The 15,732-nt window shown below is 65.7% G+C and carries 12 protein-coding genes and 1 tRNA gene; 8 read left to right on the top strand and 5 right to left on the bottom strand.

Features of this window, described 5'->3' with window-relative positions; all coding sequences use genetic code 11:
- The first annotated feature begins 191 nt into the window (after positions 1 to 191).
- Positions 192 to 701: a CarD family transcriptional regulator gene (locus AC2TZ7_RS18860; RefSeq protein ID WP_075774088.1), complete on the top strand. Its 510-nt coding sequence runs from the start codon at positions 192 to 194 to the stop codon at positions 699 to 701.
- Between the two features lie 78 nt (positions 702 to 779).
- Here AC2TZ7_RS18860 and AC2TZ7_RS18855 read toward each other — a convergent pair whose 3' ends face one another.
- The 4 genes from AC2TZ7_RS18855 to AC2TZ7_RS18840 all read right to left on the bottom strand — a co-directional run bounded on the left by AC2TZ7_RS18855 (position 780) and on the right by AC2TZ7_RS18840 (position 8,682).
- Positions 780 to 2,672 carry a monovalent cation:proton antiporter-2 (CPA2) family protein gene (locus tag AC2TZ7_RS18855; RefSeq protein WP_098411884.1) on the bottom strand — a complete coding sequence of 631 codons (1,893 nt, stop codon included), beginning with the start codon at positions 2,670 to 2,672 and terminating at the stop codon, positions 780 to 782.
- A gap of 121 nt (positions 2,673 to 2,793) precedes the next feature.
- The gene (locus tag AC2TZ7_RS18850) at positions 2,794 to 6,075 is read right to left on the bottom strand and encodes a hypothetical protein (protein WP_489865372.1); all 3,282 of its coding nucleotides are present in this window, start codon (positions 6,073 to 6,075) and stop codon (positions 2,794 to 2,796) included.
- A gap of 220 nt (positions 6,076 to 6,295) precedes the next feature.
- Positions 6,296 to 7,579, bottom strand: a complete 1,284-nt coding sequence (locus AC2TZ7_RS18845) for an O-acetylhomoserine aminocarboxypropyltransferase/cysteine synthase family protein (RefSeq protein ID WP_489865371.1) — start codon at positions 7,577 to 7,579, stop codon at positions 6,296 to 6,298.
- A 98-nt stretch (positions 7,580 to 7,677) separates the two neighbouring features.
- Positions 7,678 to 8,682 carry a hypothetical protein gene (locus tag AC2TZ7_RS18840; protein ID WP_489865370.1) on the bottom strand — a complete coding sequence of 335 codons (1,005 nt, stop codon included), beginning with the start codon at positions 8,680 to 8,682 and terminating at the stop codon, positions 7,678 to 7,680.
- A gap of 107 nt (positions 8,683 to 8,789) precedes the next feature.
- Here AC2TZ7_RS18840 and AC2TZ7_RS18835 point away from each other — a divergent pair, with 107 nt between their 5' ends.
- Positions 8,790 to 9,158: a hypothetical protein gene (locus AC2TZ7_RS18835; protein ID WP_489865369.1), complete on the top strand. Its 369-nt coding sequence runs from the start codon at positions 8,790 to 8,792 to the stop codon at positions 9,156 to 9,158.
- Positions 9,159 to 9,236: 78 nt separating this feature from the next.
- Here the strand turns inward: AC2TZ7_RS18835 and AC2TZ7_RS18830 are convergent.
- Positions 9,237 to 9,320, bottom strand: a tRNA-Tyr gene (locus AC2TZ7_RS18830).
- A 128-nt stretch (positions 9,321 to 9,448) separates the two neighbouring features.
- Between AC2TZ7_RS18830 and rlmB the strand changes: the two genes are divergently transcribed.
- The 6 genes from rlmB to AC2TZ7_RS18800 all read left to right on the top strand — a co-directional run bounded on the left by rlmB (position 9,449) and on the right by AC2TZ7_RS18800 (position 15,709).
- A complete protein-coding gene (rlmB, locus tag AC2TZ7_RS18825; protein WP_489865368.1) occupies positions 9,449 to 10,222 on the top strand; it encodes a 23S rRNA (guanosine(2251)-2'-O)-methyltransferase RlmB in 774 nt (257 codons plus the stop codon).
- A gap of 192 nt (positions 10,223 to 10,414) precedes the next feature.
- The gene (locus AC2TZ7_RS18820) at positions 10,415 to 10,834 is read left to right on the top strand and encodes a CoA-binding protein (protein ID WP_489865367.1); all 420 of its coding nucleotides are present in this window, start codon (positions 10,415 to 10,417) and stop codon (positions 10,832 to 10,834) included.
- A gap of 226 nt (positions 10,835 to 11,060) precedes the next feature.
- On the top strand, positions 11,061 to 11,759 hold the full coding sequence (locus AC2TZ7_RS18815) for a type 1 glutamine amidotransferase (RefSeq protein ID WP_489865366.1): 699 nt from the start codon (positions 11,061 to 11,063) through the stop codon (positions 11,757 to 11,759).
- Positions 11,760 to 11,771: 12 nt separating this feature from the next.
- Positions 11,772 to 13,127, top strand: coding sequence for a glutamine synthetase family protein (locus AC2TZ7_RS18810; protein WP_078520601.1), 1,356 nt, complete (start codon positions 11,772 to 11,774; stop codon positions 13,125 to 13,127).
- 4 nt (positions 13,128 to 13,131) lie between these two features.
- Positions 13,132 to 14,433 carry an NAD(P)/FAD-dependent oxidoreductase gene (locus AC2TZ7_RS18805; protein ID WP_489865365.1) on the top strand — a complete coding sequence of 434 codons (1,302 nt, stop codon included), beginning with the start codon at positions 13,132 to 13,134 and terminating at the stop codon, positions 14,431 to 14,433.
- Between the two features lie 91 nt (positions 14,434 to 14,524).
- Complete coding sequence (locus tag AC2TZ7_RS18800) at positions 14,525 to 15,709, top strand: DegT/DnrJ/EryC1/StrS family aminotransferase (protein WP_489865364.1); 1,185 nt, start codon at positions 14,525 to 14,527, stop codon at positions 15,707 to 15,709.
- Positions 15,710 to 15,732: the final 23 nt, after the last annotated feature.

The raw sequence follows: 15,732 nt of genomic DNA, 5'->3' as shown, positions 1-15,732 counted from the left end.
CGCTTTGAAATGCGCGCGATTTTTGCTATATTACTGTTACAAAATGAGTTCGACCCCACCTTCTGCGGTGCCTGCTCGCCCGCAAAAGAGATCTCGTGACTGACTGACGAACGCGGAGCTATTCAGCTCCGTGGGCGTCCTATGCTCGCTGGATACCGGGGTTCGTGACCGGCTGCAAGGAAACGAACCGCATGACCAAGACCAAGAAGACCGAATTCCGCCCCAACGATTTCGTCGTCTACCCGGCGCATGGCGTGGGGAAAATCATGTCCATCGAAGAACAGGAAATCGCCGGGCTCAAGCTCGAGCTTTTCGTGATCTCCTTCGAGAAGGACAAGATGACCCTGCGTGTGCCGACGCATAAGGCGACCGAAGTCGGGATGCGCAGCCTCTCCTCGCCCGACATGGTGACCAAGGCGCTTGAGACCCTCAAGGGCAAGGCGAAGGTCAAGCGGGCGATGTGGTCGCGCCGCGCGCAGGAATACGAACAGAAGATCAACTCGGGCGACCTGCTCGCGATCGCTGAAGTGGTGCGCGACCTGCACCGCAGCGACGATCAGCGCGAGCAGTCCTACTCGGAGCGTCAGCTCTATGAAGCCGCGCTCGAGCGTCTGACCCGCGAAGTCGCCGCCGTTTCGGGCACCGACGAAGAGCGTGCCGCGAAAACCGTCGACGAGGTTCTGGTCGGCCGCGCCGCCTGATCCCGACAATAGCGGAACTTTTCCAACGCGAGGCTTGCGGGCCTCGCGTTTTTTCATGCGCGCAGGGCAGGGGGAGGGTCAGGCTTCGGGGCCGGTCTTCTCGTTGCCCGGCGTCTCGCGATCGCTCTCGTCGCGCTCGCCGCGGCGGCGGAACTGCTCCATCATCGCGGCTTCCAGCTCGGCGTTGAGCTCCTTCGTGCGCGCGATGTAATCGGGGTTCTGCTCAACCGGAACGCCCGGCTTCCAGACCTGCGCCAGATCGCGCACCGCGGCCCGGTCGAGCTTGAAGAACAGCTTCTCCAGCTCGGAGGCCTCGAAGGCCGAGAGCCCCGCATTCTCCAGCACGTAGCGCCCGGCGCGCAGCGAGCTGTCGAACATCTCGCGCACGATGTCATTCGCGCCCGCCCGATACAGGTCGAACACATGCGTCCGGTCGCGGGCGCGCGCGACGATATGCAGATCGGGCCGGATCCGGCGCGCATAGGCCACCAGCTTCGTCGTCTGCTCGCGCCCGTCCAGCGCGACCACCAGCACCCGCGCCTGATTGATCCCGGCAGCGGCGAGCAGGTCGGGCCGCGTCGGGTCCCCGAAATAGCCCTTGAAGCCGAAGGTCCGCATCAGCTGGATCGTCTTGAGATCGGAGTCGAGAACCGTCGTGCGCATCCCCGACATCGTCACCAGCCGGTTCACCACCTGCCCGAAACGGCCCACGCCTGCGATGATGATCGTCTGTTGCTCGTCGATCGCGTCCGGGTCCGGGCCGGGAGGCTTGCGCAGCCGCAACCCGATCTGCTCGTGCAGGATGAACAGCAAGGGCGTGATCAGCATCGACAGCGCGATCACCACCAGAAGCTTCTCGGCCAAGGCGTTGGGCAGGATGCGTTGCCCCACCGCGAAGGAGACCAGCACGAAGCCGAATTCTCCCGCCTGTGCGAGGCTCAGTGTGAATAGCGAGCGATCCGGCCCGCGGATCTTGAACAGCACCGACAGGCCGTAAAGCACCGCCGATTTCAGCGCGACCAGCAGGAAGACCAGCGCGAAGATATTGGCGGGCTGCGCGGTGATGACGTCGAAATTGATGCCCGCGCCCACGGTGATGAAGAACAGCCCCATCAGCAGCCCTTTGAAGGGCTCGATGTCGGATTCCATCTCGTGCTTGAACTCGCTATCGGCCAGCACGACCCCGGCGAGGAAGGTGCCGAGCGCGGGCGAGAGGCCCACGAGGTTCATCAGGCTCGCGATGCCGACCACGATCAGCAGCGCCATCGCCGTATTCACCTCGCGCAGCCGCGCCCCTTGCACGAAGCGGAACAACGGGCGCACGACGTAGTGGCCGATCAGCACGGTGAAGACGACGGCGGCCAGCGTGATCACCGTGACGCCCCAGGCGGGCAGCGAGTCGATCAGACGCGCCACGACATGATCGCCGTGCCCCGCCTTGGCCACCGCGCGCGCGCCGGGCAGCGCCAGAAGCGGCATCAGCGCCAGCATCGGGATCACCGCGATATCCTGCGTCAGCAGCACCGCAAACGAAGACCGCCCGCCCGCCGTCTGCATCAGCCGCTTCTCGTTGAGCGTCTGCAGCACGATTGCGGTCGAGGAGAGCGACAGCGTCATCCCGATCGCCAGCGAGACGCGGAAATCCTCGCCCATCGCCATGACGATCACGGTCACCAGCACCATGGTGACCAGCACCTGCAACCCGCCAAGGCCGATCAGCTTGTCGCGCATCGCCCAAAGCGCGCGCGGCTCCAGCTCCAGCCCGATCAGGAACAGCATCATCACCACGCCGAACTCCGCGAAATGCTGGAGGTCGGTCATTTCCGCGCCCGAGAGGCCCGTGGCGGGGCCGATCAGGATGCCCGCGATCAGGTAGCCCAGCACCGAGCCGAGGCCCGCACGGGTGGCCAGCGGCACCGCGATGACCATCGCGAGCAGGTAGAAGGTGGCTTGAAAGAGAAAGCTTTCCATTGGCGGCTTGCATCCTTGGGCGGGTGCGCGGGGAAGGCGCGCGACGCGGCTTCTTACCAGCGTAGTTCAGCGCGGGCCGTACGCAAGAGCGCAGGGGGAAGAATGGTTGCGCCGGGCGCGGTTAGCCGCCTTGCAGCAGCTTCAGCGTCAGGTTGCGCGACCCTTTCTTGTAGGTCAGCGCGTTGGAGCCGATCTGCGTCACGCGCCCGCCATCCAACCGGTCGCCCACCCCCACTTTCACGAAACGCCCATTCGACAGCCGCACCAGTGCGCGGCGGTTCGAGGACGAGCCATAAAGCCCGATCAGGTTGATCTTGCGCAGGTTGATCACGTTCTCTTCGGTGGCCTGCCGGGCGACAGAGGCCGAGGTCGGCAGGCGCGGCGGTGCGGCGGTGGGCTCGGGCTCGTCGAGATCGGCGGGCCTCGGGTCGGGCACCGGTGTCGCGACCGGGGCGCGCGCGGCGGCGGCGGCGGCCGACGGGGCGGGTTCGGCGGCAATCGCGGCGGCCAGCGCCTTCTCGACCGAGCGCGAGAAATTGCGCGGCTTCGTCGGAGGGGTGGCCGAGCGCGCCACGGCCAGAGCGGTCGCGCCCGCGAAGGGATCGGTGTTCTCGGCGACGGCGTCGTCTTGCGCCTGCACCGCTGCCGCGACCGCGTCCTGGATCGAGGTCGGGCGACGCTCGGGGCGGAGCGCGGTGAGGTCGGGGTTTGCGACCGCGGCGGATTCCGAAGCGGGGGCCTGCGTCGCGGCGAGCTTGGTCACGGCGTCGGGCCGGGCCGTCGGGCGGGTGGTCTGAAGTTCGGGATTGGGCTGCAGCGCCGGGTCGAGCGCGCCTTGATCGTTGGGATCGGCCTGCGCGGCGGGATCGGTCTGCTCCGGCGCGGGGGCCGCACCGGTGAGGTCCTCGGGGCGGCTGGCCGGACGGAAGCCCGAGAGCGACGGGATCGCGCCCAGCGTGCCTTCCGGCGTGACCGGTTGCGTCGCGGCATAGGCCTGCGCGACCGCTTCGGGGCGCGGGCCCGGCGTGACGTCGGGCTCGCCTGCGTAAAGCGTGAAGCCGCCCGGCATCTCGACCCCGTCCTCCGTCGGCGTGACGGGCGGGGTGTCCGGCGTCAGCGTTTCGGCGCTTGGCGGATCGAGTGGCGTCGCGGTGAAGGCCGGCAGGTCGGAGGGCTGCGGCTTGGTCGTCGCGGTTTGCGCCTCGGTCGCGGGGGGCTCGGTTGCGTCGCTCTGCGGGGCGTCGCTGGTCACCGTGTCTGCTTGGGTGTCAGGCGTGCTCTCCGTTGCCGCTGCCTGCGCATTCGGTGCGGTGTCAGCGGTCGTGTCTGCCGCGGCGTCGGGAGCGGTCGGCTGCGTATCTGCGGGCTGGTCTGCCATGGCCGTGTCGGCTGGCTGCGCATCGGTAGGCTGCTCAGTTGCCGACGTCTCGGTGCCGGTCTCGGCGGGAGTCGCCTCGTCCGCCGGGGCGGTGTCGTCCGTTGCGGCCGTGGAGCCTTCGTCGCTTTGCGCGGCTGGAGCGGGCTGCTCATCGGCAGGGGCGAGCGCCGCGACCTGATCGCTCTCGGCGGCAGGCTGTTCGGGCGCCGCGTCGGCTTGTGCCTGCGAGGCCGACTCCGCGGCTTCGGGCGCCGCACTCGTGTCGGGCGTGGCCGGTGCGAGTGCGGTCTGCTCGGGTGCGGCATCCGCATCCGGGGCGGGCGCTTCGGCGATGGCGTCCACCGGCGCATCGGCGGGTGTGGGATCGTCGAGCAGGGTCGTCCAGAGCGCGATGATCGCCAGAACCAGCACCAGCGCACCGGTGAGCATCAGCCCGAGATGGCGCGGCTTGCCGCCGGTCATGGGACGCTTGGTGCCGCCGAAAACGGTTTTGTCCTGCGCGCTCTCGACGATGGGGGCGGGGGTCGCGGTGGTCGGATCCGGCCCGTCCTTCGCCTCCTCGCGCAGCAGCGAGGTCGCGGATTTCGCGCCAAGCGCACCCGCGCCGCCGATGCCCTTGCGTGCCGCGGCACCCATGGCTTTCGCCCCTCTCGCTCCGGCTTTCGGAGCCGTCTTCGGCTCAAAACGCGGATCGGGCTCGTCGAAATCGAGGGTCGGCGCAGTGATCTTGGCGCTGCCCGCGGCGATCTCGCTGCGATCGGGCTGAGGGTGGAGCCGGGTGGCTCCGCCGAGGCGCGGGGACGTTTCGTTCACGCTCACGGTGGTCGTGTGATCCCGGCGCGAGGCGAAAGCGGCGGCGATCGCGCTGGCATCGGATTTCGGCAGATCGTCGTCGTCATCCTCGGCCGTATCGAGGCCTTCGTCCTCCATGCTGGAGCTCGCCTCCTCGGGCTTTGTGTCAGACTCCGTGGCGTCGGGCACGGCGGGCGTGGCGGCAAGGCCCGCTGCGGCCAGCGACGCGTCCGAGGGCTCAACGCCATCCTCGGCGTCATCAATGGCCGTATCGTTCGGCTCGGTCGCGGCGAATTCGACCGCCTCCGTCGCCTCGGTTTCCTCGGAGGCGACTTCGCCTGCCGCGACCGCTTCGGCAGCCTTGGCGGCGGGGCTTTCCGCGCCGGGCGTGTCGTCGCTCGGGGCCTCGGGCGCACCCTTATCTTGCGCGTCGGTTTCACCCTCAGAGGCCGCGAGCAGATCGGAGAATTCGCCCGGCTCTTCCGGCAGCGTGGCCTCGGGCTCCTCCGTCGAAGCTGGCTCCGACGGTTGGTCCAAGGCGCTCAATTCGGCCAGTTCGGTTTCCGAGACCGCGCTATCGTCGGCAAGCTCCGTGATGTCGCTTTGCGTGTCGGCGGGGTCCGCCTCAGCGGGGGAGGCCTCCGGCATCACGGCTTCCGCCGTCGCCTCGGTCGCGTCCTCGGACAGGTCGACGGCCACGATCAGCGCGGATTTGTCGGGCTCCACATGCGCGCCTTCGGGGATGTGCTGCGCGACCGAAGAGGTCAGGCCGAAATGCGGCTCGCCGGGGAAATCGCCGGGCTCGGGGGCGGCCACGAAGCTGACCGGGTTGAAGCCGTTCTCTTGCGCAAAGTTCTCGGCTTCCTTCAGCGTCTCGCGCGCGATCACGGCGACCTGCACGGTCTGGCCGGGGCCTGCGAAATCATAGATCAGCTCGCTGACCGGGTAGGGCGTCATGCCCTCCAGCGCCGTCTCAATCTGGGTCTTGCGCTGCGCGGGGCTGGGGCCGGGCGCATAGATCGCGGTGTAGAGGATCTGCGTATCCGGCAGCACGAGCTTCGAGGTGAAGCCGCGCGGCGCTTGCGCCCGTGCCTTGTCGCGCAGGGCTGTGACCTCGGCCATCGGGTCATCGCCTTCGAGCGCGGCCTCGCCCAGAAGCGTCCAGCCCTCTTTCGCGCGGTGCACCAGAGCGATGCCATCATGCGAGAGGATCAATGCAAAATCGGGTTTCATGGGTACTGCGCGCGCCTCGGGGCGGTCCGGTCCAAGTCTTCACATCTTCGTAAAGGAGATTCGATCTTCTGAAAAGCGCCGCGACGGATGCGAAGCGGGCAATTGCCGGTTTTCCACCGTTTTGACGGCGCAGCCGCAGGCAGCGCCGGAAGAAATGTTCGAAATGCAACGAGAGGTGGTTTGAATGGCGCGCCGGTATCGCGGCGCGCCATGTTTGTTATCAGCTGGTTGCGGCGCTCAGCGCCTGATCGAGATCGGCGATCAGATCGTCCACGTTCTCGATCCCGATCGACAGGCGCACCACGTTCGGCGCGGCCCCTGCGGCGATTTGCTGCGCCTCGGTCAGCTGGCGGTGCGTGGTCGAGGCCGAGTGGATGATCAGCGAGCGCGCATCGCCCAGGTTCGCGACATGGCTGAACAGCTTGAGATTGTTCACCAGCTTCACGCAGGCGTCGTAGCCGCCCTTCACCGCGACGGTGAACAGCCCGCCTGCACCTTTCGGCGAGATGGTCTTCATCCGCTCGTGCCAGGGCGAGCTTTCCAGCCCGGCATAGGTCACGTAGTCGATGCGCGGATCCTTCTCGAGCCATTCGGCCACGGCCTTTGCATTGCCGTTATGCTTGTCCATCCGCAGGCTCAGCGTCTCGATCCCCATCAGCGTGTAATGCGCGCCTTGCGGGTTCATCGTCATGCCGAGATCGCGCAGCCCCACCGCGATCGAGTGGAAGGTGAAGGCCATCGGCCCCAGCGCCTCGTGGAACTTCAGCCCGTGATAGGCGGGTTCGGGTTCGCTCAGCGAGGGGAACTTGCCGCTCGCCGACCAGTCGAACTTGCCGCTATCGACGACGCAGCCGCCGGTGACGGTGCCGTTGCCGGTCATGTATTTCGTCAGCGAGTGGACGACGAGCGTCGCGCCATGCTCGATCGGGCGGCACAGGTAAGGGGTGGCCAGCGTGTTGTCGACGATCAGCGGCAGGCCGACCTTGTCGGCCAGTTTCGCCACCGCCGGAAGGTCGGTGATGTAGCCGCCCGGATTCGAGATCGACTCGCAGAAGATCGCGCGGGTGTTCTCGTCGACCGCGGCTTCCAATGCGTCGAGATCGTCGAAATCGACGAAGGTGCAGGACCAGCCGAAGCGCTTGATCGTGTGGCTGAACTGGGTGATCGAGCCGCCATAGAGGCGCGTCGAGGCCACGATGTTCAGCCCCGGCCCCATCAGCGGGAAGAGCGCCATGATCTGCGCCGCATGACCCGAGGAACAGGCAACACCGCCCGCAGCACCTTCCAGCGCCGCGACGCGCTCGGCCAGTTTCATCACCGTCGGGTTGGTCAGGCGCGAATAGATGAAGCCCACTTCTTCGAGGTTGAACAGACGCGCCGCGTGGTCGGCGTCTTTGAAGGCGTAGGATGTGGTCTGGTAAATCGGCACCTGCACCGCGCCGGTCGCGGGATCGGGCTCGGCGGCGGCGTGAATTTGCAAGGTGTCGAAAGCGTAGTCGGACATGGTTTGGGGCTCCTCTTCTCTTGCCGAGACGTTAGCGGGACCGGGGGAGGCCGACAAACACATTCGTTTTGCGTGATGGGAAGGTGCAGCTCGCGCGCTCAGCGCATCCAGAGCTTCGCGCGCTTGATCCGGTTGCGCAGCGCCTTCTCGTGGCGCGGCATCCCTTCCTCGGCGATGATCGCGCGCAGTTTGCGGCCCTTGCCCTGATAGATCAGCTTCTTCGCAGGCTCGTAGGCCTTCAGCACCTTCTTGACCTTGTTCGGGGCCGTCAGCTCTTCGACCGTGTCGATCACGGTGTCGCTTTCGCGCGCATACATCAGTGGCAGGGCGCGGTAATGGCAGGTGATCTCGCCGTCGAGCCCATCGAGCTCCGGCCCCGGCCGACCGCCACCGAAGCTATGGATCACCAGCGGCAGCGCCACCTGATCTAGCCACGGGTCGAGCGATTGGCAGGCCAGTTCATCGGGGGCATCGTCGCGGATCTCGCTCGCATAGCGCAGGAAGCGCGCGCCGAATTCGACCGGGTCGGCGCCGAAGAACCAGCCCGCGTTGAAATACATGTAGCGCCGCCAATATTCGTCCGGCTGGCTCAGATCGAGCGTCTCGTCGAACCCGTCGAGCCCGAACTTGTCGTAGAGCGATTTCCAGATGCCCGCGTAGCCGGGACCGTAAAGTGGCGGCTCGGGCCATGTGCCGGTGCGGCGCATCGACGCCGAGGGGCGGTCGAAATCGAAGCCCACCTGCGACAGCGGTCCGGTGAAGACCGTATCGGTGTCAAAGAAGACGAAGGGCTCGCCTTCGGGCAGGGCGGCCAGCGCCTCGATCTTGTTGCCATAGGGATAGGTTTGGCCGAAAACCTTCGACTCGAAGGGCACGATCTCGGCGCCCGCATTTTCCAGCAGCGCCCTGACCGGACCCGAGATCCGCGTCTCGTCGGACCAGCGCGGCCCGGGCTGCGGTTCGGCTATCAGCAGACGCCCTTCGAAATCCGGATTGGCCGCGCGAAAGCTCAGCACGAAAAGAATTGCCTCGAATTCCAGCCGTCCCGCCTGTGCAACACAGAAGACGTTGAAGGGTTGTGAAGTCCGGGGGTTCGCCGCCATACTGCCGCCTGTCGGAGGGTTTGGTGCAGTATAGCGAGAAAGTTCAGGGGTAAAAGGTGATACGGATAAGCAAGTTAGCAGCAGCGCTGGCGCTGTGTGGCCTCGCGTTGAGCGGCCCGGCGAGCGCGCAGAATTTCACCACCGCCGCCGAAGTGCGCCCGATTCTCGGCATGACCCGCGATTCCTGGGTCGCGATCCGGGAATATGGCGGGAAGGATCTGGTCTATTTTACTCATCTTCTGGCGTGGCGCTGCGGGTTGAGCGAGATTCGCTATGGTTTCAACGGCGCGCCGCCGAGCAAGTCGTTCAAGATGGAGAAGTGCCACGAGGGCACGGCCCAGCCCAACGCGATCTCGGGCGATAATGTCTATGTCAGCCAGCCGCAGGGCTCGGTCTCCGAGGTGCGGGTGAAGCTGATCTACGACGACGGAAGTTCGGAAGAAGCGCGCTTCAAACGTAAAGCGGTGCTGCAGTAAACGGCGCAGCGAATGCGCGTTATTCGACGCAGCGGGCCCCGTGGGAGCCGCGTGTCACCAGTTCCTGAGAGGGGGAAGTGGTGGGTGACCCTGGAATCGAACCAGGCGTGGGTCGCCCCGGCGGAGTTACAGTCCGCTGCCGCACCTTGCAGCACGTCACCCGACGCTGGGCGGGAGATACAAAAGGGGGCGGGAGGCGTCAAGAGAGAGTTTGCCGAAAAATTGCCCTCCGGATCAGAGCTTGCCAAACGAGGCCATTCCGCGCAGGTAGGGGCCAAAGGAGACCCGCGATGAAAAAGCCAGCCTGGGTGATCGACAAGGAACGCGCCAAGCGCGCTGCGGCCGCCGAGACCGTGTGGCTCTTCGGCCTGCATGCGGTGCGCGATGCGCTGCAAAACCCGATGCGCGAGCGGTTGCGGCTGGTCTGCTCCAAGAACGCCGCCGACAAGCTGGCCGAGGCGATCGCGGCTTCGGGGCTCAAACCCGAGATCGTCGATGTGCGCAAGTTCGACAAATTCGTGCCGATCTCGACGGATTCCGTGCATCAGGGCGCGGCGCTCGAGGTGAAGCCGCTCGATTGGGGCGCGCTGAAGGATGTCTGCTACGATGCGCGCCGCGTGGTGCTGCTTGACCGGGTGACGGATCCCCATAACGTGGGCGCGATCCTGCGCTCGGCCGAGGTGTTCGGCGCGGCGGCCGTGATCGCGCCGCATCGCCATTCCGCGCCCGAGACCGGGGCGCTTGCGAAAACCGCCTCCGGCGCGCTGGAACGTCAGCCCTATCTGCGGGTGAAGAACCTCTCCGACGCGATGGAGGAGCTGCGCGGCATGGGCTTCCGGCTGATCGGGCTTGCGGGTGAAGCCACGATGTCGCTCGAAGACGGGCTGTCCGAGGCGGGAATGGAACCGGTGGCGCTGGTTCTGGGCGCCGAAGGACCGGGCCTGCGCGAGAAAACGCGCGAGACCTGCGACCGTCTGGTGCGAATCCCCTTCGCGGGCGAGTTCGGGTCGCTCAACGTCTCGAACGCCGCCGCAGTGTCTCTTTACGCATCCGCAAGCAGGTAGCGGTCACAAAATCGCGATCATGAGGGTATGGACCTTAAAACCGGGGGGATGCGTTCCTATCTCACTGTCAGAGGCGCAGCTTCGGAACCGCCGCGTCTCTAGTTCACTGTCCCTCGTTCCGCCACTGTTGCGCCCAGCCTTTAAGGCTCGGGCGCATTTTTCTTAGAGGGCTGCGAAAAGAAGAGGTTTCAGATGCAAGACGAGATTCGCGAAATCCTTGGCAATGCGAAAGTGATCGCCGTGGTGGGCATGTCGCACAAGCCGGAGCGCCCCTCTTACGACGTGGCGCGGTTTCTGCAGTCCAAGGGCTACCGTGTGATCCCGGTCAATCCCGGCCTTGCCGGGCAGGAGTTGCTGGGCGAGACGGTCTATGCCGATCTCGGCGCGATCCCCGACGAGATTTCCGTGGACATGGTCGACGTGTTCCGTCGCTCCGAGGCGGTGCCGGAGGTCGTGGACGAGGCCTTGGCGCATCTGCCGCATCTCAAGACGATCTGGATGCAGCTTGGCGTATCGAATGACGCCGCCGCCGAGAAAGCCCGCGGGCAGGGCGTGAAGGTCGTGATGAACCGCTGCCCGAAGATCGACTATCCGCGCGTGATGGCGGGCTGAGAACGGGCTCTGCCCGCCGCCGAAGGGCGACAATCAACGGAAAAAAGGGGGCTCTGCCCCCGCGCTATCGCGCCCCCCGGGATATTTCGACCAAGCCGAAACGCATCTTCCTCTTGGCAGAAGTATCCCGGGGGAGGCGCAGCATGCGCCTGGGGGCGGCGCCCCCTTGCCGCCGCCCACGGCCCGCACTACGCTTCGGCAACAAGAGCTTACGAGCGGACCTCCCATGCGTATCGGCATCCTCCAAACCGGCCAATCCCCCGACGTTCTGCGCGACAAGGCGGGCGACTATCCTGACATGTTCGAAGCCCTGCTCGCCGGGCGCGGCCTCGAATTCCAACGCTACGACGTCGAGCATATGCACTTTCCCGAAAGCGTGCATGACTGCGACGGCTGGCTGATCACCGGCTCGCGCCACGGCGCTTATGAAGATCATCCTTTCATCAAGCCGCTCGAGACGTTCATTCGCGACGCCCATGCCGAGGCTGTGCCGATGGTGGGCATCTGTTTTGGCCATCAGATCATCGCGCAGGCGCTTGGCGGCAAGGTCGAGAAATTCTCCGGCGGCTGGGCCGTGGGTCCGCAGGACTATGATTTCGGCGGCGAGGTGATCGCGCTCAACGCGTGGCATCAGGATCAGGTGACCGAGCTGCCGCTGGGCGCGACGCCGATCGCCGAAAATGATTTCTGCGCCTACCCCGCGCTCGCCTATGGCGACACGATCTTCACCGTCCAGCCTCATCCGGAATTTCCCGACGCATTCGTCGAAGGGCTGATGGACACACGCGGACGCGGCGTCGTGCCCGATGACCTTATGCAGGCCGCCCGCACGCGGCTGGGCCAGCCCAACGGCGCGTCCCGGATCGCCGAGCGCATCGCCGATTTCTTCCTCAAGACAAGGGTGCCCGCGCACCCGGAAAGCTGACCGATGAGCGACATGAAGGACTGGACCGACCGTATCCCGCAGGCCGCACGCGATTACATCGAGGGTCGGCGTCTCGACGAGGTGGAGTGCATTGTCGCCGATATCGCAGGGGTCGCGCGCGGCAAGGCGATGCCCGCGTCCAAGTTCAAGTTTCAGGATCGGTTCTTCCTGCCGAACTCGATCTTCCTGCAAACGATCACCGGCGAATGGACGGATAACCCCTCGGGCGCTTTCACCGAACCGGACATGATCCTGACGCCCGATTTCTCGACCGCGACGGCCGCGCCGTGGACGGCGGACTGGACCTTGCAGATCATCCATGACGTCGAGGATCAGCAGGGCAATCCGGTGCCGATCGCACCGCGCAACGTCCTCAAACGCGTGCTCGCGCTCTATGAGGCCGAAGGGTGGACGCCCGTCGTCGCCCCCGAGATGGAATTCTTCCTCGTCGCGCGCAACGTGGACCCGAACCAGCCGATCATCCCGCCGATGGGGCGCTCGGGCCGTCGGGCGGCGGCGAAACAGGCCTATTCGATGTCGGCGGTCGATGAATACGGCAAGGTCATCGACGATATCTACGATTTCGCCGAGCTTCAGGGCTTCGAGATCGACGGCATCTTGCAGGAGGGCGGTGCCGGTCAGATCGAGATCAACCTCGCCCATGGCGACCCGGTCGAACTGGCCGATCAGATTTTCTACTTCAAGCGGCTGATCCGCGAGGCCGCCCTGCGTCAGGATTGCTTCGCCACCTTCATGGCGAAACCGATCGAGGGCGAGCCGGGCTCGGCCATGCATATCCACCAATCGGTGATCGACACCAAGACCGGCCAGAACATCTTCTCCGACGAGAATGGCGGCGAGACGGAAGCCTTCCTGCATTGCATCGCGGGGCTTCAGACGCACCTGCCCGCGGTGATCGCGCTGCTGGCGCCCTACGTGAACAGCTATCGCCGCTACGTGCCGGATTTCGCCGCGCCCATAAATCTCGAATGGGGGCGCGACAACCGCACGACGGGCCTGCGGGTGCCGATCTCCGGCCCGGCGGCGCGACGGATCGAGAACCGTCTGGCGGGGATGGATTGCAACCCCTATCTCGGGCTCGCGGCCTCGCTTGCCTGCGCCTATCTGGGCCTCAAGGAAAAGCAGATGCCGAAGCCCGAATGCCTGGGCGACGCCTATATGTCGGCCGAGGACGTGCCGGTGAACCTGGGCGATGCGCTCGATCTGTTCTCGGAGAGCGCGCCGATCCGCGACGTGCTGGGACCGGAATTCTGCGCGGTCTACGAGGCGGTGAAGCGCAACGAATACAAAGAGTTCCTGCAGGTGATCTCGCCCTGGGAGCGCGAGCATCTGCTGATGAACGTGTGATGCGATGAACCTGCTCTTCGCCAATGACCGCAAGGGCGAGCACGCGCCGAGCTATTATGCAGCGACCGCGCTGACCGACCGGCGCTGGCCCGAATTGAAGGGCCGCCACCGGGCGGATGTCTGCGTGGTGGGCGGCGGCTTCACCGGTCTGTCGGCGGCGCTGCATCTGGCGGAGAAGGGCTATTCGGTGCGGCTGCTCGAGGCCCATCGCGTGGGCTTCGGCGCCTCTGGGCGCAATGGCGGGCAGGTCGGCTCGGGCCAGCGGCTGGAGCAGGACGATCTGGAGAAAGCCCACGGTCCCGAGATGGCGCGCAGGCTCTGGGACATCGGCGAGGACGCGAAAGCGCTGATCCGCGACCTGATCGCACGCCACGAGATGGACGTGACCTTCCATCCCGGCATCGCCCATGCCTGCCGGACGCAATCCGAGGTCGCGCATTCGCATCACATGGCGGAGAAGCTGGCCCGCGATTACGGCTACGATCAGGTGGAGCCGCTCTCGCGCGACGCGTTACACGCGATTCTGCCCTCGGAGGCCTATGTGGGTGGCGATATCGACCGGGGCGCGGGGCACCTGCATCCGCTGAATTTCGCCCAAGCCTTGGCGCTCGCCTGCGAGAAGGCGGGCGTGACGATCCACGAAGGCTCGCTCGTCCATCATATCCGCCCCGGCGAGCCGGTGCGCGTGCAGACCGAGCATGGCCATATCGATGCCGATCACCTGATTTTCGCGGCCAACGGCTATCTGGGAAACCTCGCCCCGCGCGTGGCCTCGCATGTGATGCCGATCAACAATTTCATCGTCGCGACAGAGCCGCTAGGCCCGCGCGTCGCCGAAGTGCTGCGCGAGAATATCGCCGTGGCGGACACGAAATTCGTGGTGAATTACTGGCGGCTCTCTGACGATAACCGCCTGCTGTTCGGTGGCGGCGAAAGCTATGGCTACAAGTTCCCCGACATCGTGCAGACCGTGCGCAAGCCGATGCTGGAGGTCTACCCTTCCCTTGCGGATGTGAAGATCGACTACGCTTGGGGCGGCACGCTCGCGATCACCCGCACCCGGATGCCCTATTTCGCGCGGCCTTTGAAAAACGCGCTCTCGGCCAGCGGGTTTTCCGGCCATGGCGTCGCGATGGGCACAATGGCGGGCAAGATCATGGCCGAGGCCGTCGCGGGCCAGGCCGAGCGCTTCGACTTGATGGCCAGCCTCGACGTGCCAGGCTTCCCGGGCGGCTCGCTCCTGCGCAGTCCGCTTCTGATCGCCGCGATGACGTGGTTCTCGATGCGCGACAAGCTGGGGATTTAAGCCGGTCTCGATTTCGTCATGAAAAGGTCACTGGAGAAGTGGCGCTCGACGGTGTAAGTTTTCCTAAATATCAGTTTCAGGATATCTTGCCATGCCGCGTGACGGACAGACCGCCCCGAATTGCTACGACGCCGAGGCCATCCCCGAGGCCGCCCGAGCCGAGATCGAACGTCTCCTGACCAGCGGGGACCTCTTCCGCTACACCTCCGCAGACGCGCCGGTCGCCAAGCTGGAAGCCGAATTCGCCGAATTCATGGGCGTGAAATACGCGGTCGCCGTGTCCTCCTGCTCGCAGGCGCTGTTCCTGTCGATGAAGGCACTCGACCTGCCGCGCGGGGCACGCGTGCTGGTCCCGGCCTTCACCTTCGCCGCCGTCCCCTCCGCCATCGTCCATGCCGATTGCGTGCCGGTGCTGGTCGAAGTCGGCTCCAATTTCCGCATCGACCTCGACGATTTCCGCGCGAAATTCGACGACAGCATCGACGCGGTGATGATCAGCCACATGCGCGGCCACACCTCCGATATGGACGCGATCATGGAACTGGCCGCCGAGAAGGATGTGCCGGTCATCGAAGACGCCGCGCATTCGCTCGGCACGCTCTGGAACGGCAAGAAGATCGGCACGATCGGCAAAATCGGCTGCCTCTCCTTCCAGTCCTACAAGCTGATCAACGCGGGCGAAGGCGGTATCCTGCTGACCGACGATCCGGAACTCGCCGCGCGTGCGGTGATCATGTCGGGCGCCTACGAGCATAACTGGAAGAAGCATCCGGGGCTGCAGAATTCCTTCGTGCAGTGGCAGAACAAGCTGCCGCTTTATAACTGCCGGATGCAGAACCTCTCCGCCGCCGTCATCCGCCCGCAGATCGCCGAGGTAGAGCGCCGCGTGAACGATGGTCGCGCGAACCACGACTATGTCGCCGAGCGGCTGAACAAGAGCGACTGGCTCGACGTGCCGCCGCCCCTCGGGCCCGAAACCCGCGCCCCGGATTCGCTGCAGTTCAACCTCGCGGGCGATTGGTCCGACGACGAGGCCCGAAAGCTGCAAGCGGAGGCGAAAGCCCGCGGCGTCAGCGTGCAGGTCTTCGGTCTCAGCCAAGACAACGCGCGCGCCTTCTGGAACTGGCAGTTCCTCGGCGACGTGCCGGAGCTGCCGAAAACCCGCGCCATGCTGATGCGCGCCTGCGATACCCGCCTGCCTGCACGGCTCAAGCAGCCCGATCTGGATTACATCGCCGATGCGATCTTAGAGGCGGTCGCGGCGGTGAAGGGCTGATCCGCCCTTCTCCTTGATCGAAA

The sequence above is a fragment of the Thioclava sp. ISO4 genome (assembly GCF_058105145.1).
Note: the sequence above shows the minus strand (reverse complement) of the source record. Positions and strands in the feature narration are given on the sequence as shown.